We start from the raw sequence: 23,487 nt of genomic DNA, 5'->3' as shown, positions 1-23,487 counted from the left end.
TTTGCGAAAGAGGGCTTGCGCAGGAGAAAAGGCTCGTGCCTTTAGATCTCACCATGCTCTGGCCCCAGGAACCGGATTCGGCCGACCGGCCCCCCCTCGCCGTATTGATGCGGGAAGCTCCCGTGCTCGCCGCCGCCGAGACGGCGAAGACCAGGCTGCGTCAGGCCACCGAATCGCTTTCCCCGGCCGGACGCGCGGAGCTCGACGCGCTGTTCGCCGCCGCGCCCTGCGCGCGGGACGTATGCCTCGGCGCGGCCGAGGGCTCGCCCTTCCTCGTCGAGCTCATCCGGGCCGAGCCGGAGCGTCTGCTGCGTGTGCTGGGCAGCGATCCGCACCGCCATATCGCGCGCCTCATCGCCGACTGCGCGGCGGTTGGGGCGGCGGCGACCGACGAGGCGGAAGTGATGCGCGCGCTGCGGCGCATGCGCAGCGAGGCCGCGCTCCTCATCGCCCTTGCCGACATGGGGGGCGCGTTCGATCTCTCCGCCGTCACCGGCGCGCTGACCGACATCGCCGATGCGGCGGTGCGCACGGCCCTGGCGTTCCTGCTGGCGGATGCCGCGCGGGCGGGCCGCGTGCATCCTCCCGACCCGTCCGATCCCGCCGGCGGCTGCGGCCTCGCGGTGATCGCCATGGGCAAGCACGGGGCGCGCGAGCTCAACTATTCGAGCGACATTGACCTCGTGGTGGTCTACGACCGCGACCGCGCGCCGCTGGCGGACGGCGTCGCCATCTCGCCCTTCTTCGTGAAGATCACCCAGGGGCTCGTGCGCCTGCTGCAGGAGCGCTCGGCGGACGGCTACGTGCTGCGCGTGGACCTGCGCCTGAGGCCCGATCCCGGCTCGACCCAGGTCGCCCTCTCCACCGCCGCGGCCCTGGCCTATTACGAGCGCGAGGGCGCCACCTGGGAGCGCGCCGCCTACATCAAGGCCCGCCCGGTGGCCGGCGACCTTGATGTGGGCCGCCAGTTCCTCGCCGATCTTTCCCCCTTCGTCTGGCGCCGGGTTCTGGATTTCCAGGCCATCGCCGACGTCCACGCCATGAAGCGGGAGATCCACGCCTTCCGCGGCCACGACGTGGTGGCGGTGGAAGGCCACAACGTGAAGCTCGGGCGCGGCGGCATCCGCGAGGTGGAGTTCTTCGTCCAGACCCAGCAGCTCATCGCCGGCGGCCGCGACCCGCTGCTGCGCACCTCGCGCACGCTGGACGCCCTGGACGCGCTCACCGCCCATCGCTGGATCGACCCCAAGGTCCGCGACGCCCTCGCCGAGGCCTATGTGTTCCTGCGCCGGGTGGAGCATCGCATCCAGATGGTGGCGGACGCGCAGACCCATGCGCTGCCCGAGAGCCGGGAGGCCATGGAGGGCTTCGCCCGCTTCATGGGCTATGCCGACCGGGATGCCTTCGCCGCCGCCCTGGTGGCGCGGCTGCAAACGGTGCAGACCCACTACGCCAACCTGTTCGAGGACGCGGCGCCCCCTGCCGTGCTCGACGCCGACCTCCTCTTTCCGCCGGATGAGAACGACCGGCCCACGCTGGCCGCCCTGTCGCGCCTCGGGTTCCGCGAGCCGGCGGCGGCGAGCGGCATCGTGCGCCGCTGGCTCGCCGGCGGGCCGCGGGCGCTGAAGGGGGAGGCCGCGCGCATGCACCTTGCCCGCATCGTGCCGCTGATGCTGGAGGCGCTGGCGCGGGGCGGAGATCCGGACGGCGCGCTGATCAGCGCCGACCGGTTCTTCACCGACCTGCCGGGGCCGCACCTGCTGACCGCCCTCGACCGGCATCCCGACCTCGTGCGCCTGCTCGCCACCATCCTCACCGCCGCGCCGCGCCTCGCCGAGACGCTGGCCCGCCGGCCCTCGCTGACGGATGCGCTGCTCGACCCGGCCTTCTTCGACGTGCTGCCGGACGAGGAGAGCCTCACCCGACATCTCGACCATCTGCTCGACACCGCCGAGACCGACGAGGAGCAGCTCGACCGCGCCCGGCGCTTCCGCCAGGAGCAGCACGTGCTCATCGGCGTGCGCATCGCCTCCGGCACGCTGCCGGCGGCGCGGGCCGGGGAGGCCTATGCGACGCTGGCGGAAGTGATCATCCGCGCCCTGCACCGGCGGGTGTGGGCCCGCTTCACGGAGGCCCACGGCTGCATCGCCGGCGCCGAGACCGCGGTGCTCGCCATGGGCAAGCTCGGCGGGCGGGAGATGACCGCGGGCTCGGACCTCGACCTCATCGTGCTCTATGATTTCGACGCCGACGCGGACCCGTCCTCGGACGGGCCGCGCCCGCTGCACGGGGCGCAGTATTTCGCCCGCTTCACCCAGCGGCTCGTCACCTCGCTCACCTCGCTCACCAATGCCGGCAAGCTCTACGACGTGGACCTGCGGCTGCGTCCCTCCGGCCGCTCCGGCCCGGTGGCGACGCGGCTCGCCTCCTTCGGCACCTACCAGCGCGAGGAGGCCTGGACCTGGGAGCACATGGCGCTGACGCGGGCGCGGGTGATCGCGGCGACGCCGGACTTCGGGGCGAAGGTGAAGGCCGTGGTCGGCGCGGTCATGGGCCAGCCCCGCGACCCGCGCCGGCTTGCCGGCGACATCCTGGACATGCGCCACGCCATTGCCGCCGAGAAGGGTGAGAACGACCGCTGGAATCTGAAGCACGCCGCAGGCGGCCAGGTGGATGTGGAGTTCCTCGCCCAGTACCTCGTGCTGGCGCACGCCTATGACCATCCCGAGATCGTGGACACGGCCACCGCGCGCGTGCTGGCCGCGGCCCAGCGCCTCGGCCTGCTGGCGCCCGAGGATGCGCATGTGCTGGTGCGCGCATGCCGCCTCTATCAGGACCTGACGCAGGTGCTCCGGCTGTCGGTGGATGCGCACGTGGTGCCCGCCGATGCCAGCCCGGCGCTGAAGGCGCTCCTGGCGCGCGCCGGCGAGATGCCCGACTTCGCCACCCTGGACGCGGACCTCGCCGACACGCAGGCCAAGGTGCGCGCCATCTTCGAGCGCATGCTGGAGCCGGAGGCGGGGTGAGGCGTTCCCCGTTGAAGAGGGCGCCTCGCCCTCCCGGCCGGGGGAGGGGGCGTTCGGACGTAGCTTTGCGGAGCCGGGACTTCCCCGCCCTCACCTGCGGACGAAGGTGCCGAGGCCGTTGTCGTTGAAGAACTCCACCTTCATCCGCCCGTCCGCGAACGTGACCTGCGAGATCGAGCCCGCCGGCGCGGTCTCCTCGCCTTCCGGGCGGAAGACGAAGTCGTCCCCGCTCCAGTGGTCGAGGGTGAAGATCCGCGGCTTCGGCCCCACGCTGAGGACGAGGCGGCCTTCCGCCTCGCTCACCGTCGCCTCGCCGAAATAGGGATTGGCATAGGTGCCCGCATAGGCCGAAAGCGGCTTGGCCGGCGCGGGGCGTGCCGGCGCGGTCTTCCCGGCCAGGGCGCCGAGGGGCTTGTACAGGGGCGCCATCAGCTGGCCGTAGGCGGCATACCAGTCGCGGGTCACCGTGCCGAACTGCACCAGGTCCATGAAACTCATGGAAAGGGCCTCCGCCGCGCCCTCGGGCTGCGCATTGGTCAGCACCACGATGCCCAGCTTCTCCGACGGCAGCAGCACGAAGTTGGTGCCGGCGCCGAGGATGAAGGCGCCCGAGTGGTCGATCATCACCCGGCCGGACGGCGCGACGTTCACGCCGAAGCCGAAGCCGTAGTAGGAGGCGCGCGCGTCCACCGCATGGGCGGGCGAGGAGATGGTCTCGGCCCGCATCGCCGGCAGCAGCGCCTTTGCGGGCACGACCTCGCGGGTCTCATAGGTGCCGCCGCCGAGCACGAAGGCGAGCCAGCGCCCCATGTCCCGCACGCTGGAGGAGACCCCGCCGGCCGGCGACTGGGCATCGGGCTGGCGCTGGTATTTGGCGGCGAAGTGGTCACCGTCGCGCACATGCGGCACGGCGCGGTTGGGGCGGGCGATGTAGTCGGCGAAGCGCGAGGAGGTGGAAGCCATGCCGAGGGGTTTGTAGAGCGCCTCCTCGGAAAGCGTCGCCCAGTCCTTGCCGGCGTTGGTGGCGATCGCCTCGGCGGCGGAGGTGAGGCCGAAATTGGTGTAGGCGTAGGCGGCGCGGAACGGGGCCAGCGGCAGCAGCTTCAGCCGCTCCATCACCTGCCGGCGGTCGTAGCCGATATCTTCCAGCTCGTCGCCCGCATGGTCGGGAAGGCCCGAGCGATGGCTGTAGAGGTCGGCGATGGTGACGTGGGCGCCGACCCACGGATCGTTCAGCGTGAACCAGGGCAGGAGCTGCTCGACCGGCGTGTCCCACGCCACCGCGCCCTTGGCCACCTCGTGCGCCACCACGCCGGCACCCACCGCCTTCGAGAGGGAGGCGAGCTGGAACACGGTGTCGGCATCGACGGTCGCGCGCTCGCCCACCTTGCGCACGCCGTATCCCTTGAGGAACACCGGCTTGCCCTCGTGCACCACCACTACGGCGAGGCCGGGAATGCCGGAGCGCTTCATGAGGTCCGCGGCGAGGCCGTCGATCTGGCCGACGGCGGCCTCGATCCGGTCCTTGGGAATGACGTTGGCCCAGGTCTGCGGCGGGGGGCGGGAGGCGTCGAAGGGGACTTGGGCAACGGCGGGGGAGGAGAGACCCGAGCCGGCGATGAAGAGGAGGGCGAGATGGCCGAGCGATCTCGACAGGCGGGTTCGTCCTTGGGCCATGAGTATCCGTTTCCCCCTTACGCCTCTTATGCGCCGGCTTGCGTCTCCATGGCTTATCGATGGTCGGCACGCTTCCGCAAGAGTGGAGGCTGATACCAGGCACAGGAGATGCCCGCCCACCTCTCGAGCGCAATTTCTGATTGTAGGTATATTTTCCTATAATGTGTTGCCGAAGGATTGGAGGGGGGCGAGCATGTCCGACAGACGGGCCTTGCTTCGATTGCAGGTGGATCACGCGGCACTGAGACTGAAGGTGGCGCCGATAAAGTTCGGATTAGGGAACAAGTATAATCCCGATCAACCCAGAGTCTCCGCGGGGAGCCCGCACGGCGGGCAATGGGTGGGTGCGGGCGGCGGCTCTGCTTCCGGCGCGAGGTCGCAACGTCCCAGGAGAACCCGCGGCGGGTGCGCACCGCGCAGGTCGTGATGGGGTCGCTCGTGACCCAGCCCGGCTCGGGACGCGACATCCGGTGCGTGTACCGGTTCGGCTTTGGCGACGTGGTCGTTCAAGGATCCGTCCTGGGGACGTGCCAAGACCGCGTGCCGCCCTCGGCCGTCGTTCACGGCCGGATGCTCAATGACAATCGCAAGGGGTGACCACCATAAACGACCCGCGCATGCCTGCCATCAATTTCACGCTCACTCAGAATGCCCGCCGCGGCATAGAGGAAATCCGGCAGATCTATCTCGACAACTACCCTGACGAGCCCCCGGAGTTTCCCTCCGTCTGTCTCGCCACCTACCATCTGGACAATGGTATCGTGTTCGAGAACGTCATGGTTGGTTTTTATCAAAAGGGAGAGGCGGCGGAGAACATGCGTCCCTTCCTGCAGCGCGTGGGCGATATCGATCTCATCTATTTCGTAACCGAAGAAGGCCACCGCAAACTCGAAGGCGCCATCATCGACTACAGGACAGGCGAGGGCTTCTTTATGCGCGATCCCGTCACCGGCGCGGAGAACCGCCTCCCGCAGGACGTGATCGATGACGCCCGCGCGCTCCGCGAGGGGGGCCAAGCCCGCAAGGATTGATTTCGAGGGGTCCTGCGCTGCACCTCGGGACGCACCGTGAGAGTCCGGGCAGCAGCGCTCCCCCTCACATCACCGCCGCGAGCCGAGGCGTCTCGTTGGAGTTCGCCGCCCGCCCGTTCACCGGCAGGCGCACGATGACCGAGGTGCCGGTGCCCTCCACCGAACGGATGCGCATGGCGCCGCCGTGCAGTTCCACCAGAGACTTCGCGATGGCGAGGCCCAGGCCCGAGCCCTTGTGGGTCTTGGTGAACTGGCTCTCCACCTGCTCGAACGGCCGGCCGATCCGCGCCAGCGCGTCCCGGGCGATGCCGATGCCGGTGTCCTCGATGGCGATGACCGCGGCCGAGCCATTGATGCGCGCCTTCACCGAGATCTTGCCGCCTTCGGGGGTGAACTTCACCGCGTTGGACAGGAGGTTGAGCAGGATCTGCTTCAGCGCGCGGCGGTCGCCGGAGATGGAGAGGCCCTCGGCCGCCTCCACCGTCATGTCGATGCTCTTCTCGTCGCCGTTCACCGCCGTCACGCGCATGGCATCGGCGATGATCTCGTCGAGGGCCACGTCCTCCACTTCGAGCTGCATGCGGCCGGCCTCGATCTTCGACATGTCGAGGATGTCGTTGATGACGTCGAGGAGGTAGGTGCCGGAGCCTTTGATGTCGGTGCAGTATTCGGCGTACTTCTCCGAGCCGAGCGGGCCGAACATGCCGCTCTCCATGATCTCCGAGAAGCCGATGATGGCGTTGAGCGGCGTGCGCAGCTCGTGGGACATGTTGGCGAGGAACTCGCTCTTGGCGCGGTTGGCATCCTCGGCCTTGTTGCGCTCTTCCGAATATTTCTCCGCCAGCTCGGCGAGCTGCTGGGCCTGGTGCTCCAGGGTCTGCTGCGACTTGCGCAGGTCGGCGACCAGCGCCATCAGGCGCTTCTCGTTGTCCATGAGGCGCTCTTCGTGGCGCTTCATGGTGGTGATGTCGGTGCCCACCGAGACGTAGCCGCCGTCCTTGGTGCGGCGCTCGGCGATCTTCAGCCAGCGGCCGTTGGAAAGCTGGGCCTCGAAGGCGCGCGAGCCTTCCTCGGGCTTGTCCTCCGGCTTCAGGGGGGTGCGCGTCACCGGGTGGCGGCCTACGGAGGCGATGGTGTCGAACGGGGTGCCGGCGACGATGGCCTCGTCCGGCAGCTCGTGCAGGGACTGGAACTTGGAATTGCAGAGCACGAGGCGGTTGTGGCTGTCCCACAGCACGAAGGCCTCGGAGATGCTTTCGATGGCGTCGCGCAGGCGCATGTCGGCGGTCACCGTGCGCTCGGCCATGCGCTGGGCCTCGGTGACGTCCATGGCGATGCCGATGAGGTGGGGCCCGTCCTCGCCCTGCTGCTGCACCACTTCCGCCCGCATCCGCAGCCACACGAAGTCGCCCTTCGCCGTGCGCATGCGGAACACCCGGTCCACCGCCGTGCCGGGCCGCTCCGCCAGCTCCTGCGCCAGCTCGTAAAGGTCGCCGTCATCGGGGTGCACGAGCTTGGCGATCTCGCCGAAGGAGATGAGCTCGTCCTTCCGCTCCAGCCCGAGGATCTCGAACATGGTGTCGGACCAGTACATGCGCCCGCGGGCCATGTCCCAGTCCCACATGCCGCAGCGGCCGCGGTTGAGCGCGGTGTCGATGCGCCGGCGGACGGTGTCGTAGATGAGGTCGGCTTCGCGCGCCCGGCTCGCCTGCCAGTGGAAGGAGAAGCCGAGGATCAGCAGCACCGCGCCGGTGGTGGTGAACAAGGTCACCGTCAGCGTGGTGGAGTCCGACCAGGCGGAGAGCGCCCGGCCGGTGGGCTGGATGAAGATGATCTGGCCCAGCGGCGCCTGCAGGTTGCGCACGGTGGCGAGGGCGGTGCCCTCGCCGAAGGGCACTTCGAGCACGCCGGCGCGCTCGGCGAAGATGACGAGCGGCTGGCCCGGATCGAGCAGGGCGGAGAGGGTTTCCGGCACCTCGCCTTGCTGCGGGGCGGAGGCGATGATGTGGCCCAGCGCGTCGGTAACGTAGACGTGCCGGCCGGCCTCGGTGGCGCGGGGCGGCAGGCTCTCCTCCAGCGCGGCGGGAACCTTCGGCAGCGCGTTGCCGGCGCGCAGCATCAGGCCCTCGGCGGTGGCGAGGGCGAGGAGGGAGAGATCGTCCTTGGCGTTGTTGATCTCGGCGAGGCGGTGCGAATGCACCTGCACCACCGCGCCCACGCCGATCACCACGAGGAACGTGACGATGAGGGCGGGGACGATCCGGCGCAGGACCGGCTCCGCGTCGAGCAGGCGCTGGTAGGCAGGGCGCGCAATCGACCGTGCCAGACCTCGAATGGCTTGGTCGCGCGCACCGACGCTCGCAGCGTTGGCGCGTGCCATCGCCGGTATCCTCCGGGTATCCGGGGGCACGGGACGGCCTTGTCCTTCGCCCCCAACGTCCTCGATCGGGAGGGACGTGCCGCATCTCTCCGAATCGAGGCCATTGGAATCGAATCGGGGGGCTGTTGTCTAGAGTCCTCCGGAGTCAAGAGGCGAAAAAATGTCGGCCACGCTTCGGTTTCCGAGGCGTTGCTCCGGCTTTGGGAGAGGAGATGTTCCCCCGTGGCGGCGGCCTGCCGGGCCTGCGCTTCGGTCCCGCCGAGGATGCCGGCCCGCTTTGCCCGGCGGGCAGGCCCATGGCCGGCAACAGCGACGCTGCGTCGCCGTGGACGCGGGTGGCGCCGGGTGTTTCTCTGCGGCGGCCAACGAGGAGGAAAACATGACCGACATCTGGTTCAAGGCGGGCGAAGCCACGGTGCTGGCGGCGGATGGGCAGGCGACCGATGCCATGCCGGAAGTGCTCATCGGCTCGGTGCGCGGCCCCGTGGGGCAGGCGCTGGCCTCCATGATGGGGCAGGTGCAGGGCCACACCCGCATGTTCGTGGTGCGCGACCTGAACCAGATGGTGCGGCCGCTCGCCATGATGACCACCAAAGCCACCATCCACACGGCGGAATACGTGGAGCTGCTCGGCGGCGTGGTGCAGGCGGCCATGGGCGACGCCATCGTGGATTGCGTGAGCGAGGGCGTCCTGCCTAAGGATCAGGTGGACGAGATCTGCATGATCATCATGGTCTGGCTCGACCCGCGCTGCGCCGATGACCCGAACCTCGACAAGGCCGACCTCTACCGCACCAACTACGAGGCGACGAAGCTCGCCATCGCCCGCGCCATGAAGGGCGAGCCCACCATCGACGAGCTCATCGCCAACCGCAAGACGGTGAAGCACTACGCCCTGGACGGCGTGATCGACTACTAGATCCGGCGATCACCGGCCTCAGGGCCTGCTCCGAGCGTGCCGTCATCCGCCGGACAATCCGGAGAAAGCCGGCACGGTAAGGAAAAGGGCGTCGCAGCCGTGACGGTTCAAGACGATCTCCAGGGTCGGTCGACATTCAGTGTCCGCATCGGCCGCCGTCATGGACGGGACAAGCCCGGCCATGACGGGGGTGTTGGGGCGCGCCGGTCGATCTGATTGTCGATCCGCGCTAGGTCGGCGCCTTGCTGTCGGCCATCGGCACCTGCGCGGGTGCGGCGGGTGGTTCGCCCTTGATCCAGCGGGCGAAGGCGTCGGCCAGGAAGTCGAGGAACACCCGGACCTTGAGGTCCTGGGTCGCCCGCGCCGAGAACAGCGCGACGGTTTCGAGCCCGTCGCGGTGCCGCCATTCGGGCAGGATGACCTCCAGCTCGCCGCTGCCGATGCGATGGCGGGCGAGGCATTGGGAACTCATCATGATGCCGGCGCCGCTGATGGCCTGGCGCATGGCCATGATGACGTCGTTGGTGACGAACACGGGTTCGAGCTTCAGCTCGAACGAGCCCTGCGGGCCTTCCAGCGGCCAGCTCAGTGGACCGGGAGTGCTGCGCACGGCGAGCAGCTCGTGCTGCTCCAGCTCCCGTGGATGGCTCGGCCGCCCCGCCCGGTCGAGATAGGCCGGGCTCGCCAGCAGATGCAGGGGGGCATTGCCGAGGCGCCTCAGGTGATAGCTGGAATCGCGCACCGGCCCGTGCCGCACGGCGAGGTCGAAGCCGTGCTCCACCGGGTCCAGGGCGTGATTGTCCAGCGTGAGATGCAGCTGGACCTTGGGATAGAGCGCGCGGAAGCGGGCCAGCTCCGGTTCTATGACGAGGATGGCGGGGCCATAGGCCATGAGAACCTTCAGCGGGCCTTCCGGCTCCTGGGTCAGGGCGCGGACCGCCGCATCCGCACGGTCCAGCATGGCCACCGCCGTCACACAACGTTGATAGTAGGCTTGGCCCGCCTCGCTCGGCCAGACGCGCCGGGTGGTGCGATGCAGGAGCTGCACGCCCAGCCGGTTCTCGAGCAGCTTCAGGCGGCGGCTGACCGTGGACGCGGGCATGCCCAGCTGGGCCGCCGCCCCGATGAAGCTGCCGCGCTCCACCACGCGCAGGAAGACTTCCACTTCGTCGAAGCGTGTCATGCGGACCTCTCGGACGAATGGGTCATGTCCACCGCATCAGCCGCCCCGGCCGGACCGGACGTCCGGTCCGGCCGCAGGCGACGACCATCACTCGCCGCCGATGCCACGGTCGCCGAGGCGCAGGAACTCGGAATCGGCCGACAGCTGCGCGTTCGCGGCGGCGTGGGCGCGGGAGGTGGCGAGCGGATGGCCCTGCCAGCGGCTCTCGGAATAGCCGAGGGCGTGCCCCGCCTGCTCATAGGGCGACTGAACCGCCGCTTCCGCCTGGGCATCGGCTTCCTCGCGGGAGAGGTCGTCGGCGGCCCGGGCGAGGCCGGACACGCCGAGGGTGGCGGCAAGGGCGATGGCGCCGAGGGTCAGATAACGCATGATGGTCTCCATTGAATGGCAGCGATGGCGCTGCTTTCGATGGAGGGGAAGCTAAGCCTCCCTCGTCTCTGGGATAATACGCCAGTTTCGCATCTTTTTATCCCATTTTCCGATGTAATCGAGGCGCCCCTGCGCGCCAGCCCCTGGACGAAAGCGGGCCGGCGCGCAGGCGGATGCGTCGCTACGCCAGCGAGCGGGTGGCGATGTCGGCCACGTCCGGCGACAGGCCCGGTGTTTCCGCGATGCGGCGAAGGGCACGCTCGGCATTGCTGCGACGCACCGGTTCTAGCTGACGGAAGGTCTTGAACGAGGCGAGGAGACGGGCGGCGACCTGCGGATTCTTGCTGTCGAGGGTGAGCACAACGTCCGCCACGAAAGCGTGACCTTCCCCATCGGCACGGTTGAACTGGGTGGGGTTGGCGGCGGCGAAGGCGCCGATGAGGGCGCGCACGCGATTCGGATTCGCCAGGGAGAAGGCTGGGTGCAGCATCAGGTCCTTCACCCGGTCCAGGGTCCCGGCGGAGGCGATCTGCGCCTGCAGCGTGAACCATTTGTCGATGACGAGGGCGTCGCGCTCGAAGCGGTTGTAGAAGGCGCCGAGCGCCGCCTCGCGCTCGGGAACGTCGTGCTGGGCGAGCACGGCGAGGGCGGTGAGGCGGTCCGTCATGTTGTCGGCGCTCTCGAACTGGGCCTTGGCGCGAGCGATGCCATCCGCCGAACCGGTGACGGCGAGGTAGTCGAGGCTGAGATTGCGCAGCGCGCGCCGGCCGGCGGAGGCCGCGTCGGGCGAGAACGGGCCGCTCGCCGCTTCGGCGCCATAGGCCGTCGCGAATGCGTCGGCCAGCGCCGTGCCGAGGGCGACGCGCAGCCCCTTGCGGGCGGCGTAGACGGCGTCGGGGTTCACGTCGCTGGCAAGCTCGCGCGCCACTTCACCCTCGCCGGGCAGGGCCAGCGCCTGGGCCTTGAAGGCGGGGTCGAGGCCGGCATCGGCAAGGATGGCCCCGGCGGCGGTGACGAGCGCGTCCGGCGCCGGCAGCGTGCCGGAGCGCGCCCCCGCCTTCAGTTGCTCGAGGGCGATGCGCTGGAGCGCGTCGAAGCGGTTGAAGGGGTCGGCGTCATGGGCGGCAAGGAAAACGCGGTCGGCCTCGGTGAGGTCGCTCGCCAGGTTCACCGGCGCCGAGAAGCCGCGGTTGAGCGAAGGCACGGGCCGCGCGTCGAGGCCGGTGAACACGAAGCTCTGCTGCGCCTCCTTCACCTCGATGACCCCGTGCTCCACCGGGATGTTGCCAAGCATCAGCGGCTGGTCGCGCCCGTCCGGCCCCACGAGGCCGAGGGCCAGCGGGATCAGCATGGGCTTCTTGTCGCCCTGCCCGGGGTGGGGGGAACCGACTGGGTCACGTCGAGCCGGTAGGTGCCGGCGGCGGCGTCATAGGTGCCGTGCGCGGTGAGGAGCGGCGTGCCCGACTGGGCGTACCACAGGGCGAACTGGGAGAGGTCGCGCCCGGTGGCGTCGGCGAAGGCGGCGACGAAATCCTCGATGGTGGCCGCCTCGCCGTCGTGGCGCTGGAAGTAAAGGTCCATGCCGGCGCGAAAGCCCGCCTCGCCGAGCAGGGTTTTCAGCATGCGGACCACCTCCGCGCCCTTCTCGTACACGGTGGCGGTGTAGAAGTTATTGATCTCGCGATAGGTTTCCGGTCGGACCGGATGGGCGAGGGGGCCGGAATCCTCGGTGAACTGGGCCGCCTTGAGCATGCGCACGTCGGCGATGCGCTTCACCGGCCGCGAGCGTTGGTCGGAGGAGAATTCCTGGTCGCGGAAGACGGTGAGGCCCTCCTTCAGGCACAGCTGGAACCAGTCGCGGCAGGTGATGCGGTTGCCGGTCCAGTTGTGGAAATATTCGTGGGCGATCACCCCTCGATGCCGGAATAGTCGGCGTCGGTGGCGGTCTCGGGGGTCGCCAGCACATACTTGTCGTTGAAGACGTTGAGGCCCTTGTTCTCCATGGCCCCATGTTGAAATCGGAGACGGCGACGATGTTGAACACGTCGAGGTCGTATTCGCGGCCGAACGCTTCCTCGTCCCAGCGCATGGAGCGCTTCAGCGCGTCCATGGCGTAGCCGGCCCGAGCCTGCTTGCCTTCTTCCACATAGATGCCAAGCTCCACCCGCCGGCCCGAGACGGTGACGAAGCTGTCCGCCACCTTGGCCAGCCGCCCGCCCACCAGGGCGAACAGGTAAGAGGGCTTCGGCCAGGGGTCGTGCCACACGGCAAAGTGCCGGCCGGTGCCGGGAATGTCGCCGCTTTCGACACGGTTGCCGTTGCCGAGCAGGATCGGCGCCTCGTCCTTGCCGGCCTCGATGCGAGTGGTGAAGATGGAGAGCACGTCCGGCCGGTCGGGATAATAGGTGATGCGGCGGAAGCCCTCCGGCTCGCACTGGGTGCAGTAATTGCCCGAGGTGCGATAGAGGCCCATGAGCTGGGTGTTGGCGGTGGGGTCCACCAGCGTCTCGATTTCCAGCGTGAAGGCGTCCGCCGGGGGATGGGCCAGGGTGAGCTTGTCCGGCGTCGCCTCGAAGCTCGGCCCGGCCAGCGGACGGCCGTCCACGGCGAGGCGCACCAGCGTGAGGCCATCGCCGTCGAGCACCACCGGCGCGTCGTCAGCGCCGAGCGGGTTGCGCTTCAGGGCGAGGCGGGCGGTGACGCGGGTCTGGGAGGGGTGGAGCGCGAAGTCGAGGTCCACCCGTTCCACAAGCCAGTCCGGCGGGCGGTAATCGGCAAGGCGGATCGGGTGCGGCTCGGCATCACGCATGTCAACGCTCCTGGCGCGGGCTCGGGAGGCACGAGCCGGCGCATCGCTCATCTGTCGGGTCCGGCGGAAGACTAGAGCGCGATCGCGGCGGAGGAAAGCGCGGGGCCCGCCGGCGCTCAGCCGTGACGCCAGACTTTTATCGCCGAGAGGGCGAGCAGGCCGGCGAGCAGCGGCAGCAGGACGCCCGTGGGGATGATCCCCAGGAGGCGGCTGCCCACGAACGCTCCGGCGATGGAGCCGAGCCCCATGGCCAGCAGGAAGCCGCGATTGTGCCCCAGCACCGCGAAGCTGCGGTCGCGGCTGTAGCGGGCGAAGCCCACCAGCATGGTGGGCAGGCTGATGGCGAGCGAGAGGCTGCCGGCGAGCTTCACGTCCATGCCGAAGAGCAGGATCAAAGTGGGAATCAGCAGCTCTCCGCCGGCGACGCCGAGGACGGACGCGAAGATCCCGATGGCGAAGCCCGCGGCCACGCCCGCCGCCAGCTGCGGCCAGCCGGTTAGTAGCGCCTCGGCCGGGGCCGCCCCATGGCCGAAGGCCAGCACCACGGCGATCGTGCCGAGCAGGAGCGCGATGACCCGGTACAGGACCCCGGAGGAGAGCCGGACGGCGAGCCCGGCGCCGGCCCAGGCGCCGAACAGGCTGCCGGCCAGCAGGTTGGCGATGATGCCCCAATGGGCGGCCACATCGGCGAACGGCACCACGCTGGCGCGGAACGGCAGGGCGAAGGCCACCACCACGAGGCTCACTGCCTTGTTGACGATGACGGCGTCGAGGGCCTTGAAACCGAAGACCGAGATGAGCACCGGCAGGCGGAATTCCGCGCCGCCGAGGCCGATGAGGCCCCCGAGCGTGCCGATGACGCCGCCGGCTGAAAAGGCGATGGGCGGGCGCGATGTCACCTTCATGGCCTGGACGATCAAAAGTGAAGCTGGGTGCCACACTTTCCAGAAACCCGGTGGCGCGTCCAGATTTATTTGATCATCTTTCTCGAATATGCAAATTCACTCGGTGATCGTGTGAATGAAGTGTTGTATATATAAGAATATATCTTTTGGGGCGACCTGCGTTGCTTGAGGTGTCCGGCTGGATATCGCTTGCGCAGGGCGTGTCCGCGCCGGGGCTCAGGCGTGGTCCTGCCGGGTGCTGTGCCGCCAGATCTTCACCGCCGAGGCGACGAGGATGAGGCCGAGCAGGGGCAAGAGCACCACCGACGGCAGGATGCCGAGCAACTGCCCGCCGATGAAGGTGCCGGTGATCGACCCCGCCACCATCACGCCGAGAAAGGGCGCGTTGTCGCGGATGACCCCGATGGTGTTGTCGCGGCCGAAGCGGGCGAAGCCGACGAGGATGGTCGGCAGGGCGATGACGAGGGCGACGCTGCCGGCGAGCTTCACCGGCAGGGAGAACAGCAGCACCAGCGTCGGCACCAGGAGTTCGCCGCCGGCCACGCCCATCATGGCCACGGCGAGGCCGATGGCGAAGCCCGCGGCCACCCCCGCCACGACGCGCACGGTTCCATCGACGGGCATGTGCCTCAACTCGGGATCGCCGCCGGCGACGAGCAGCACCGCGGTGACGAGGAGCAGCACCGCGATGGCGCGGAACAGGGTGCGCGAAGCGAAGCGGGTGGCATAGGTGGCGCCGGCGAAGGCGCCGGCGAGGCTGCCCGCCAGCATGGTGAGGATGATGGGCCCATGCGCCGCCACGTCCGCATACGGCACGGCCTCGGCCCTGAAGGGCAGCGCCGAGGCCACCACCACGAGGCTCAGGGCACGGTTGAGGATCACCGCCGGCAGCGCGTCGAAGCCGAAGGCGATGAGCACCGGCAGGCGGATCTCCGCCCCGCCGAGGCCGATCAGGCCGCCGACAATGCCGATGGCGGCGCCGGAGCCGAAGCCGCCGAGCAGGCGGGCGGGTGATAGCGGTGTGACCGGCTCGGACGGCAGCATGACGAATCCCCCCACGAACACGGCATCTTAGCGGGGGTATCAGCGTCGCCGCCGGTTTTTGGGGATGGAGTGCTGACCTAATTGTCCCGAATTTTGCACCGCACTGTTGCGGAAAAGGGCCCTTATCCGGCGGTGGTCCGATGAATAGCTCCATGTCCATCGGAGCGGCGCTGATTGCGCCGCAACACATGGAGATGAAAATGCGCAAGCTGACTTTTGGTGCCGTCGTGCTGGCCACCACCCTTCTCGCCACCGGCGCCGTGCGGGCGGCGGACGAGCCTTCGCGCGAGGCCGCCGACACCGCGGCCGAAGCGGCGGCTTCCTCGGGTCATCAGGGTCTCGCCTACGCCGCGAGCCAGGCCCGCAGCTCCGCCTTCGCCCGCATCCGGCAGGACAATGGCCCCGCGCTGTCGCAGGGCGACCAGTTGTTCCTGCAGCAGGGTGACCGCGGCATCGGCAACAACTGAGCGCGTCCGCCGATCGCACATGGAGGCACCGCCGGTCCGCGCGGCCGGCGGTGCCTCCATGCGCCGGACGGGCGGCGGTCAGCCGAGCCGGGCTTCCAGGGCCTCGAACAGCGGATTGTCGGCGGCGAACACGTATTCGATCGGCCCCACCGTCACCATGCTGGCCCCGCCCTCGCGCAGGAAGGTGGCGAGGCCGTGCAGGGTGTCGGGCGGGCAGTGCAGGGTGAGCATGCCCGACGAGGTCGGTCCGCCGAAGGGCGCGACGCAGCGGTAGCGCGCCACGGCCTGGTCCACCAGCGACGCATCGCAGCTGGCGAAGCGGGTGCGCACCTCGCGCATGGTGCGGGCGCGCTTTTCCGCGCCCAGCCGGTCGAACATGGCCCGCGCGGCCGAAAGGGCCCCGGCGCTCCAGCTGGCGGTCAGCGAGGCGACGAGGTTCGCCTCGGACTTCAGGATGATCCCGTCGTCCACCACCTTCAGCGCGTTGGCGGCCAGCGTCGCGCCGGTGGTGGTGATGTCGACGATGAGCTCCGCCGAGCCGGAGGCGGGGGTGCCCTCGGTGGCGCCGGCGCTCTCGACGATGCGGTAGTCGACGATGCCATGGCGGGCGAAGAAGCCGCGCGTGAGGTTGACGTATTTCGTCGCCACGCGAATGCGGCGGCCGGTGCGGCCGTGGAAATGGCTCGCCACGTCGTCGAGGTCGTCCATGGTGCGCACGTCGATCCAGGCCTGCGGCACCGCCACCACCACATTGGCATGGCCGAAGCCCAGCTTCTCCAGCAGCGCCACGCGGCTGTCCGCCTCCAGGATGTTCTCGCGCACCAGGTCCTCGCCGGTGACGCCCATATGGGCGGCGCCGGCGGCCAGCGCGGCGGCGATCTCCGAGGCGGAGAGGTAGGCCACCTCCACATTGTCCACGCCGCCCAGCGCGCCGCGATATTCGCGCGCGCCCCGGGCCTGCGTCAGCGGCATGCCGGCGCGGCCGAAGAAGGCGTGGACATTCTCCTGCAGCCGCCCCTTGGACGGCACGGCAAGGATGAGCGGGCTCGTCATCGGGCGGCCTCCGCTGAAAGATCGAGGGCGGCGAGGCGCTCCACCCATGCGGCGAGGCCGACGCCCGGCACGCAGTGCTCGGCGCCGAGGCGCGACAGCAGCTTGTCGTAGCGCCCGCCCGCCACCAGCGGCCCGGCGGTGCGGTCGGAGATGCTCGCCTTGGGGTCGTGCAGCTCGAACACCATGCCGCTGTAATAGTCGAGCGGCCGGCCGAAGGCCGTGGAGAAGCGCACGTCGGCAAGGTTCACCGCATAGGCGGTGAGAAAGCCACTGCGCCGGTCGAACACGTCGAGGGCGGCGGAAATGTCGATGCCGGCCTCCGCCGTCAGCGCGCGCATGCGGGCGGAGGCGTCGTCCGGCGTGCCGGAGATGGAGAGGTAGCGGGAAAGGATCTGCGCGGTCTCGGCGGACAGGCCCGCGCCGGCTTCCAGCGAGGATTGCTCAAGGAAGCGCTCGGCGATCTCGGAGACGGTGCGCCCGCCCACGGTGGAGATGCCGGCGATGGAGAGCAGGTCGGTGATCAGCGCCCGCGCCGCCGCCGGGTCGGCCCCGGCGAGGGCGGCGAGGACGCCGGCATGGGCGGAAGCGCCTTCCTGCGGGCGATCCCGCAGGCGGCCGAGGTCGGCGTCGAGCCGGCCCTGGCCGAAATCCTTGAGCAGCCGGCGGCGCAGGGCCGGGGCCAGAGGCAGCGCCTCCAGCAGGGCCGCGAACAGGCCCACGTCGCCGAGCCGGATCTGCGGCTGGGGCAGGCCGTAGAGCGCGCAGGCATTGAGCCCGAGGGCGACGATCTCGGCGTCCGCCGCCTCGATGTCGGTGCGGCCGAAGGATTCGACGCCCGCCTGCCGGAACTCGCCCGAGCCTTCGCCGCGAAAGCGGAACACCGGACCAAGATAGCTGACGCGTGCCGGCATCCGCATCCCGCCCGCGATGACGGCGCGGGCGACGGGGATGGTGAGGTCGGGCCTCAGGCACAGCTCGCGGCCCTCGGCATCCGCCGTCAGGTACATGCGGCGCCGGATGGATTCCCCCGAAAGGTCGAGGAACACGTCCGCAGGCTGGAGGATGGGCGGATGGATGCGCGCGAAGCCGGCCGCGTCGAAGGCGGCGAGGAGCGCGTCTTCGAGGCTGGATGGGTCGCGGGGCTCAATTGGCGCGGACGCCGCGGGGAACATGGGATCGGTGTTTTCCGTGAAAGCTCGCCGGCTTCTACCAAAGGGCGGGCGCGGGGGCCACCCCGGCGGCTTTCTGACCCCGCGACCGCTCGTCTATGGTGGACCGGGCAGAATCAGCGGAGGCGGCCATGGCCGAGGCGAACCAGGGCAGTGCAGGCAAGGGCAAGGCCGTGCCCGCCGCGGGAGCGGGCGTGGACGCGCTGAGCTTCGAGGCGGCGCTGGCCGAACTCGAGGCCATCGTCACCAGCCTCGAGAAGGGCAACGTCCCGCTGGAGGAGTCCATCGCCATCTATGAGCGGGGCGAGGCCCTCAAGAAGCGGTGCGAGACGCTGCTGAAGGCGGCGGAGGCGCGGGTGGAGACCATCACCCGCGACGCCGACGGCCGCCCCACCGGCACCGCTCCGCTGGACCCGGAAGGGTAGGGGTCTTCGCCCTTCCACGGCCGGTGAGGGGCCGATACGGCATGTCCGGGCCGAAGGAGGCCATTGTCCCATTCCGGGACATTCCTCGCCCGCCCCGTGGACGTCCCGCGAACGCAGCGTGACCGAATCGGCGCGGGCCCGCCTTTCCCGCTTCGTTCCGCGCCCTCAATAGATGCCGGGGATGATGCGCTTGGTGCGCTTCTCATAGGCCTCGTACTGCGCGCCGAAGGCCTCGCGCATCATCTGTTCCTCCCGCCCAACGCGGAAAAAGAACAGCGTGCCGAAGCCGATGAGCCCGGCCGGGCCGGCGATGAGGTTCGGCAGCAGCAGCACCTGCGCCAGCGCCCACAGGAAGAAGGCGGAATACATGGGGTGGCGCACCTTCTCGTAGACGCCGGTGGTAATGAGCTGGTGCTTGTCCTTGATCTCCAGCGTCACCGACCAATAGCGCCCCAGCTGGCGATGGGTGCGCCAGAACAGCCACAGCGCCGCGGCGAAGACCAGCACCCCCGCCGCCACCTGCGCCAGGGACGGCGGGTAGGAGGCGAAGCGCGGGAAGGAGGTGGCGGCGTAGACGGCGGGCACCACGCCGAGCCCGAGCGTCGAGATGGACAGGAGGATGATCTCCCGCGCCGTGCGGTGGCGGGCATCGGCCACGCCCTGGCGCTTGGCCTTGCGCTCGAACGGGATGCGCAGGACGTACCAGGCGGCGACGCCCACCGCCCAGGCGATCTTGGCGAAGGTGACGAGGCTCATGGAGGGCTTTCGGAGGCTGGAAGGGGCAGGATGCGCCCGGTCTCGTCGACGACGAGGGGGCGCAGGGTTCCGTCTGGCTCGGTATAGGCGCGCAGCCCGTTGGTGTGCGCGGCCACCACGTCGAAGGCGAGCGGGCCGCAGACATAGGCGTAGAAGTCGTGGGTGGCGCGGATGTCGCTGGCGAGGAAGCACTGGCAGTGGACGCGCATCACGTCGAGGCGGAAGCGCCAGTAGGTGGCGGGGGAAACCATGTCGCGCACCGCCACCTGCCGCAGCAGCGGCCGGGCGGAGAAGTCGCCCGCCGGCAGCAACGGCTCGGCGAACGCGGCGGGACCGAGGGTGACCGGGTTCACCTTGTAGAACGAGACGATGTCGTCGCGCGACTGCACCTCCAGCCAGCCGATGCGCGGCCGGGCGGCCACCTCCGCCGCCGCGGCCCTCAGGCGCTCGCCGGCGGGGTGGAGGGCGAATTTCGCCGTGGTGCTGCCGAGGGTCAGGATGCGCACCCGGACCCGCGAGCCGAAATCCGGGTCCGCCTTCAACGCCGCCGCCACCGCGCTCACCGCATGCATGGCGCCGAGGCTGTGGCCGGCGACGACGATCTCGTCCATCCCTTCCGACGCGGCGGCCTGCTCCACCGCGCGGAGCCGGTCGGCGAAGGCGCCGATGCGCGCGTCCACCTGGGGGTGGCGCCCGCGCACGAAGTCCACGGAGAATTCCGCGAGGTCGAGGGACTGCTTGAGGCGGAACCTGCGGCCGGGCCAGCGCATCAGCAGCAGCCCGGCCCCGGCCGCGACCGCCGCGCCGATCAAAATGGCCGCCACCGTCCCCAGGTGGGGCGCCGCCAGCCGCCCCGCGGCGATGCCGGCCGCCAGCCCGAGCCCCCAGAGGGCGGCAAGCAGCAGGTAGGTGAAGAGGAAGAACAGGCCGTAGCGCCGGCTGGTGCGGAAATAGCCGGCGATGGTGCCGCTCGCCGCCATGTCCGCCAGCGCCCGCACCGATCCCCTGAGGTGGGAGCGCCGCGGCCGCCGCATGTCGGCCCGGGCGAGGTCGTCCCAGGCGAGGACCTCGAACGTCGTCTGCGTGCGCCAGCCGGGCGCCTGGGCCGTGCTGCGCCACAGGGCGCCGGTGGGGGTGGGCAGAGGCGCTGCGTCCAGGCCTTGCGTCGCGACGTTCCAGACCGCGCCGAAGCGCTTCAGCTCGCGCAGGAAGATGCGAAGGTGGCCGTCCACCGTCATCGGATCGTATCCGGCCACGAAGAAGACGTGGCGCCGGCTGACACGCGTGTTTGGGGCCTCCCGCATGCGGCGCCTTCTAGCGAAGAAGCGGCGGCGTGACCAGCCGCGGCGTTCCTGCATCCCCGGCCTTGATCGTGAGGGCGTTCCCCTTGCTGCCGCTTGGTTATGTCGTTACGAAAGGTAGCGTACAGCCGTGGGGGAGGGATGGTCAGGCTCGCGGATCTGTTTCGGCGTCGCAGGCGAAAAAAGAGACCCGTCGAGGGCGGCCCCTTCGCGCCGGCCACCTTCGAGGACGCCGGCCGGAAGCTGCGGGGGCTCACCGAGGCCCCCTCCATCCTGGTGCTCAAGCTCGACCATATCGGCGACCTCATTACCGCGCTGCCGGCCTGCGAACGGCTGCGCGCGGCCTTTCCCGCCTCCCGCCTCGATCTCCTGTGCGGCCCCTACAATGTGGAGCTCGCCCGCTCCACGGGTCTGTTCGACGCCGTGCACGCCTACGATTTCTTCGGCGCCCAGGACCGCACTCCGCGGCGTGCCGATGCCGACGACGTGGACGAGATGCGGCGGCTGGGGCTGCCGGCCTATGACATCGCCGTGGACCTGCGGCACGACGACGACACGCGCATTCTCCTGTGGGGAATCGCGGCGCAGGTCCGCGTCGGCTTCGCGAGCCTGTCCCGGCCCTTCGCCCTCGACATCGCCCTGCCCGAGATGGAAGCCTCGGCCCGAGCCTCCGGGCTGCTGTCGCCGGTGGATGCGACGACGCGGCTCGTGCTGCTCGCGGAGGCTTTGTCGAGCCTTTTCCGCGCGGCGCGCCACGGCTATGGCGGGGCGCTGGGTTGCATGCCGCCGCCGGCAACCGCCCCGGCCCGCTTTCCGCATGGTTATGTGGTGCTCGCCGTCGGCTCGCGCCTGCCCATCAAACGCTGGCCGGTGCCGGCTTGGCAGGAGCTGGCGCAGGCGCTTCTGGCGCGAACGCCGTTCGGTCTGGTGCTCCTGGGGCGCGCCGGGGAGGACGCGGGCCTCGCCACGCTTGCCGATACCCTGCCGGGGAATCGGATGCTGGACCTCACCGGAGGGCTGACCCTGGCGGAAGTCCCCGCCGTGTTGCGCGAAGCCAAGGCGCTCGTCGGGCTCGATTCGGGCCCGGCGCACATGGCGTCGGCGCTCGGGGTGCCTTGCGTGGTGCTGTTTTCCGGCTTCGCCGAGGCGCGCGTGTGGGCGCCCATCGGCCCGGCCACGGAAGTGCTGCGGGCGCAGACGGCATGCGCGCCCTGCTTCCTGCCATCGGCCGACCTGTGCCCCTTCGAGCGGCGCTGCATGACCGCGCTGCAGCCGGACGACGTGCTCGCGGCCCTGGCGCGGGTGGGGCGGCACCCGGCCCTGGCGGCTCTGGCCCGGCCGGAGGGCGCCGGCCTTGCCTTTGCCGAAGAGCTGGCGCAGGAAACCCCCGCGCTGGCCCGCTGCCCCGCATCAGGGCGGCTGTAGCGGTCGCCGGTCCGGGTTCGCCCCGGTAACAGCCTGTCTGGCCGGGCCGCAAATCCTGGAACCGACGTCCCGGATGCGACGTCCCGTGGTGTCGAGGTTGCCGTGTCCGTTCCCGTCGTCACCGTGGTGTTCGTGACCTACAACAGCGGCGCGGTGATCGGCCGCGCGGTCGCCTCGGTTCCCGACGACTACGCCGTGATCATCGTCGACAACGCCTCGCCCGATGGCACCGCATGGCGCGCGGCGCTGGCCCGCCCGGCCGAAATCTTCGAGATGCCCGCCAATGCCGGCTTCGGCACCGCCTGCAATGTGGGCGCGCGGCGGGCGCGGACACCCTTCGTCCTGTTCCTCAATCCGGACGCGGAGCTCGCCCCCGATGCCGTGGACCGGCTGGTGGAGGCGGCCCGGCGCTATGGCGGCCCGGCCATCCTCATGCCGGCCATCACCGGGGAGAACGGGCGATTGATGCGCAAGGAGGGCAGCATCTTCGAGAAGGTGCCGCGCCGCGCCCGCCTCGTGCCGGAAGAGATCGCCGGCGACTATTGCACCCGCTTCGTGCACGGGGCCGCTTTTCTGGTGGCGCGCGAGGCCTTCCTTGGCCTCGGCGGCTTCGACGAGGCCATCTTCCTCTACCACGAGGACGACGACCTCTCCCTGCGGGCGCTGGAGCGGAAGATCCCCATCGTGGTGGTGACAGCGGCGCGGGTGGTGCATGCGGGCGGGCGCTCCAGCAAGCCGTCCTTCGCCCAGACCTTCCGCGTCAACCGCGCTAAGATGCACTCGGAGCTCTACGTGCGGCAGAAGTATCACCGCACCATCAGTCGGGCCGGACGGCTGGCCGTCCTCGGTGCGGGCTGCCTGCTGGCCCTGGCCTGCTTCGACCTCCACCGTTTCGCCATCCGTGCCGGCAAGGCCGCGGGCTGCCTCGACGGACCCCGGCGCAACATCCCGGCGAACCTGCCCTGAAGCAGAATTTCCACGGCGTGGTGGTGGATACGACGCCGTGATGACGGCCCGCTCTTTCCTTGCGGCCCGCGCACCCCTATAAGGCAGCGACCCGGCCGAAGGGTGCCGGCGGCAGATCTGTTACGGATGTCCGATACCGTCCACGTCCTGAACGGGCCGAACCTCAACCTCCTCGGCACCCGCGAGCCGGGCATCTACGGTGCGGCGACCCTCGCCGACGTGGAGGCGCTGTGCCGTGCGGAGGGGACGGCGCTCGGCTTCGAGATCGTCTTCCGCCAGACCAATTCGGAAGGCGCGCTGGTGGATTTCATCCAGCAGGCGCGCGGCGCAAGGGGGATCGTGCTGAATGCAGCGGCCTACACCCACACCTCCGTCGCCGTGCGCGACGCGGTGGCGGCGGTAGGGGTGCCCACCATCGAGGTGCACCTGTCCAACGTGTTCGCGCGGGAAGCCTTTCGCCACCACTCCTATCTGTCCCCGGTGGCGCGCGGGGTGATCTGCGGTTTCGGGCCGCAGAGCTACGTGCTGGGGCTTCACGCCCTCGCCGGCCTGCCGCCCGCGCCGTGAAATATTAAAGTGCCG

At 69.9% G+C, this 23,487-nt stretch carries 20 protein-coding genes and 1 pseudogene; 8 read left to right on the top strand and 13 right to left on the bottom strand.

The window, feature by feature from the left end:
- Positions 1 to 35: 35 nt before the first annotated feature.
- Positions 36 to 3,026 carry a bifunctional [glutamine synthetase] adenylyltransferase/[glutamine synthetase]-adenylyl-L-tyrosine phosphorylase gene (locus EZH22_RS25005; protein WP_231711137.1) on the top strand — a complete coding sequence of 997 codons (2,991 nt, stop codon included), beginning with the start codon at positions 36 to 38 and terminating at the stop codon, positions 3,024 to 3,026.
- Positions 3,027 to 3,116: 90 nt separating this feature from the next.
- Here the strand turns inward: EZH22_RS25005 and EZH22_RS25000 are convergent, their stop codons facing one another.
- Entirely contained in the window at positions 3,117 to 4,703 is a 1,587-nt protein-coding gene (locus EZH22_RS25000) for a serine hydrolase (RefSeq protein WP_203193085.1), read from the bottom strand.
- Between the two features lie 617 nt (positions 4,704 to 5,320).
- Here EZH22_RS25000 and EZH22_RS24995 point away from each other — a divergent pair.
- Entirely contained in the window at positions 5,321 to 5,734 is a 414-nt protein-coding gene (locus EZH22_RS24995) for a hypothetical protein (RefSeq protein ID WP_203193084.1), read from the top strand.
- Positions 5,735 to 5,798: 64 nt separating this feature from the next.
- Here EZH22_RS24995 and EZH22_RS24990 read toward each other — a convergent pair whose 3' ends face one another.
- Positions 5,799 to 8,114 (bottom strand): sensor histidine kinase, encoded by a 2,316-nt coding sequence (locus EZH22_RS24990; RefSeq protein WP_203193082.1) that lies wholly within the window; start codon positions 8,112 to 8,114, stop codon positions 5,799 to 5,801.
- Positions 8,115 to 8,493: 379 nt separating this feature from the next.
- Between EZH22_RS24990 and fae the strand changes: the two genes are divergently transcribed.
- Positions 8,494 to 9,033, top strand: coding sequence for a formaldehyde-activating enzyme (gene fae / locus EZH22_RS24985; protein ID WP_203193081.1), 540 nt, complete (start codon positions 8,494 to 8,496; stop codon positions 9,031 to 9,033).
- A gap of 229 nt (positions 9,034 to 9,262) precedes the next feature.
- On the opposite strand, the gene EZH22_RS24980 is transcribed toward fae, so the two are convergent.
- From EZH22_RS24980 to EZH22_RS24960, 7 genes and pseudogenes are all read right to left on the bottom strand, one after another.
- On the bottom strand, positions 9,263 to 10,216 hold the full coding sequence (locus tag EZH22_RS24980) for a LysR family transcriptional regulator (protein WP_203193079.1): 954 nt from the start codon (positions 10,214 to 10,216) through the stop codon (positions 9,263 to 9,265).
- A gap of 87 nt (positions 10,217 to 10,303) precedes the next feature.
- Entirely contained in the window at positions 10,304 to 10,585 is a 282-nt protein-coding gene (locus EZH22_RS24975) for a hypothetical protein (RefSeq protein WP_203193077.1), read from the bottom strand.
- A 181-nt stretch (positions 10,586 to 10,766) separates the two neighbouring features.
- The gene (locus tag EZH22_RS32045) at positions 10,767 to 11,936 is read right to left on the bottom strand and encodes a DUF3458 domain-containing protein (protein WP_231711136.1); all 1,170 of its coding nucleotides are present in this window, start codon (positions 11,934 to 11,936) and stop codon (positions 10,767 to 10,769) included.
- Entirely contained in the window at positions 11,930 to 12,604 is a 675-nt protein-coding gene (locus tag EZH22_RS32040; protein ID WP_231711577.1) for a M1 family aminopeptidase, read from the bottom strand. The genes EZH22_RS32045 and EZH22_RS32040 overlap by 7 nt, the downstream gene beginning before the upstream one ends.
- Positions 12,605 to 12,875: 271 nt before the next feature.
- Positions 12,876 to 13,394 (bottom strand): annotated as a pseudogene (pepN, locus tag EZH22_RS32685) (aminopeptidase N); the annotation flags it as partial.
- Positions 13,395 to 13,510: 116 nt separating this feature from the next.
- Positions 13,511 to 14,299 carry a sulfite exporter TauE/SafE family protein gene (locus tag EZH22_RS24965; RefSeq protein ID WP_203193076.1) on the bottom strand — a complete coding sequence of 263 codons (789 nt, stop codon included), beginning with the start codon at positions 14,297 to 14,299 and terminating at the stop codon, positions 13,511 to 13,513.
- Between the two features lie 216 nt (positions 14,300 to 14,515).
- A complete protein-coding gene (locus EZH22_RS24960; RefSeq protein ID WP_231711135.1) occupies positions 14,516 to 15,358 on the bottom strand; it encodes a sulfite exporter TauE/SafE family protein in 843 nt (280 codons plus the stop codon).
- A gap of 137 nt (positions 15,359 to 15,495) precedes the next feature.
- Here EZH22_RS24960 and EZH22_RS24955 point away from each other — a divergent pair, with 137 nt between their 5' ends.
- Positions 15,496 to 15,810 carry a hypothetical protein gene (locus EZH22_RS24955; RefSeq protein WP_203193073.1) on the top strand — a complete coding sequence of 105 codons (315 nt, stop codon included), beginning with the start codon at positions 15,496 to 15,498 and terminating at the stop codon, positions 15,808 to 15,810.
- Positions 15,811 to 15,888: 78 nt separating this feature from the next.
- Here EZH22_RS24955 and hisG read toward each other — a convergent pair whose 3' ends face one another.
- Together hisG and EZH22_RS24945 are read right to left on the bottom strand one after the other, a co-directional pair.
- Positions 15,889 to 16,863, bottom strand: coding sequence for an ATP phosphoribosyltransferase (hisG, locus tag EZH22_RS24950; RefSeq protein WP_203193070.1), 975 nt, complete (start codon positions 16,861 to 16,863; stop codon positions 15,889 to 15,891).
- Positions 16,860 to 18,035, bottom strand: coding sequence for an ATP phosphoribosyltransferase regulatory subunit (locus EZH22_RS24945; protein ID WP_203193069.1), 1,176 nt, complete (start codon positions 18,033 to 18,035; stop codon positions 16,860 to 16,862). Before EZH22_RS24945 ends, hisG begins: the two co-directional genes overlap by 4 nt.
- Positions 18,036 to 18,163: 128 nt before the next feature.
- Between EZH22_RS24945 and EZH22_RS24940 the strand changes: the two genes are divergently transcribed.
- Complete coding sequence (locus EZH22_RS24940; RefSeq protein WP_203193068.1) at positions 18,164 to 18,457, top strand: exodeoxyribonuclease VII small subunit; 294 nt, start codon at positions 18,164 to 18,166, stop codon at positions 18,455 to 18,457.
- 165 nt (positions 18,458 to 18,622) lie between these two features.
- Here EZH22_RS24940 and EZH22_RS24935 read toward each other — a convergent pair whose 3' ends face one another.
- Both EZH22_RS24935 and EZH22_RS24930 read right to left on the bottom strand, forming a co-directional pair.
- Positions 18,623 to 19,213, bottom strand: a complete 591-nt coding sequence (locus tag EZH22_RS24935) for a protein-S-isoprenylcysteine O-methyltransferase (RefSeq protein ID WP_203193067.1) — start codon at positions 19,211 to 19,213, stop codon at positions 18,623 to 18,625.
- Positions 19,210 to 20,517 (bottom strand): hypothetical protein, encoded by a 1,308-nt coding sequence (locus tag EZH22_RS24930; RefSeq protein ID WP_203193066.1) that lies wholly within the window; start codon positions 20,515 to 20,517, stop codon positions 19,210 to 19,212. The genes EZH22_RS24935 and EZH22_RS24930 overlap by 4 nt, the downstream gene beginning before the upstream one ends.
- 138 nt (positions 20,518 to 20,655) lie before the next feature.
- Here EZH22_RS24930 and EZH22_RS24925 point away from each other — a divergent pair, with 138 nt between their 5' ends.
- From EZH22_RS24925 to aroQ, 3 genes are all read left to right on the top strand, one after another.
- The gene (locus EZH22_RS24925) at positions 20,656 to 21,939 is read left to right on the top strand and encodes a glycosyltransferase family 9 protein (protein ID WP_203193065.1); all 1,284 of its coding nucleotides are present in this window, start codon (positions 20,656 to 20,658) and stop codon (positions 21,937 to 21,939) included.
- Positions 21,940 to 22,041: 102 nt separating this feature from the next.
- On the top strand, positions 22,042 to 22,905 hold the full coding sequence (locus EZH22_RS24920; protein WP_203193064.1) for a glycosyltransferase family 2 protein: 864 nt from the start codon (positions 22,042 to 22,044) through the stop codon (positions 22,903 to 22,905).
- Positions 22,906 to 23,031: 126 nt separating this feature from the next.
- On the top strand, positions 23,032 to 23,472 hold the full coding sequence (gene aroQ / locus EZH22_RS24915) for a type II 3-dehydroquinate dehydratase (RefSeq protein ID WP_203193063.1): 441 nt from the start codon (positions 23,032 to 23,034) through the stop codon (positions 23,470 to 23,472).
- The last annotated feature ends 15 nt before the right edge of the window (positions 23,473 to 23,487 follow it).

This window comes from Xanthobacter dioxanivorans (assembly GCF_016807805.1).
GTDB classification, from domain to species: Bacteria; Pseudomonadota; Alphaproteobacteria; order Rhizobiales; family Xanthobacteraceae; genus Xanthobacter; species Xanthobacter dioxanivorans.
Note: the sequence above shows the minus strand (reverse complement) of the source record. Positions and strands in the feature narration are given on the sequence as shown.

Bases quoted from the DNA above. Each gene is read 5' to 3' on its own strand.
- EZH22_RS24925 (WP_203193065.1), top strand. From the start codon at position 20,656: ATGGTCAGGCTCGCGGATCTGTTTCGGCGTCGCAGGCGAAAAAAGAGA.
- EZH22_RS24955 (WP_203193073.1), top strand. From the start codon at position 15,496: ATGTCCATCGGAGCGGCGCTGATTGCGCCGCAACACATGGAGATGAAA.
- EZH22_RS24940 (WP_203193068.1), top strand. From the start codon at position 18,164: ATGGCCGAGGCGAACCAGGGCAGTGCAGGCAAGGGCAAGGCCGTGCCC.
- EZH22_RS24980 (WP_203193079.1), bottom strand. From the start codon at position 10,216: ATGACACGCTTCGACGAAGTGGAAGTCTTCCTGCGCGTGGTGGAGCGC.
- aroQ (WP_203193063.1), top strand. From the start codon at position 23,032: ATGTCCGATACCGTCCACGTCCTGAACGGGCCGAACCTCAACCTCCTC.
- EZH22_RS32045 (WP_231711136.1), bottom strand. From the start codon at position 11,936: ATGCTGATCCCGCTGGCCCTCGGCCTCGTGGGGCCGGACGGGCGCGAC.
- EZH22_RS24990 (WP_203193082.1), bottom strand. From the start codon at position 8,114: ATGGCACGCGCCAACGCTGCGAGCGTCGGTGCGCGCGACCAAGCCATT.
- EZH22_RS25000 (WP_203193085.1), bottom strand. From the start codon at position 4,703: ATGGCCCAAGGACGAACCCGCCTGTCGAGATCGCTCGGCCATCTCGCC.
- EZH22_RS24945 (WP_203193069.1), bottom strand. From the start codon at position 18,035: ATGTTCCCCGCGGCGTCCGCGCCAATTGAGCCCCGCGACCCATCCAGC.
- EZH22_RS24965 (WP_203193076.1), bottom strand. From the start codon at position 14,299: ATGAAGGTGACATCGCGCCCGCCCATCGCCTTTTCAGCCGGCGGCGTC.
- EZH22_RS24935 (WP_203193067.1), bottom strand. From the start codon at position 19,213: ATGAGCCTCGTCACCTTCGCCAAGATCGCCTGGGCGGTGGGCGTCGCC.
- EZH22_RS24975 (WP_203193077.1), bottom strand. From the start codon at position 10,585: ATGCGTTATCTGACCCTCGGCGCCATCGCCCTTGCCGCCACCCTCGGC.
- EZH22_RS24930 (WP_203193066.1), bottom strand. From the start codon at position 20,517: ATGCGGGAGGCCCCAAACACGCGTGTCAGCCGGCGCCACGTCTTCTTC.
- hisG (WP_203193070.1), bottom strand. From the start codon at position 16,863: ATGACGAGCCCGCTCATCCTTGCCGTGCCGTCCAAGGGGCGGCTGCAG.
- EZH22_RS24995 (WP_203193084.1), top strand. From the start codon at position 5,321: ATGCCTGCCATCAATTTCACGCTCACTCAGAATGCCCGCCGCGGCATA.
- fae (WP_203193081.1), top strand. From the start codon at position 8,494: ATGACCGACATCTGGTTCAAGGCGGGCGAAGCCACGGTGCTGGCGGCG.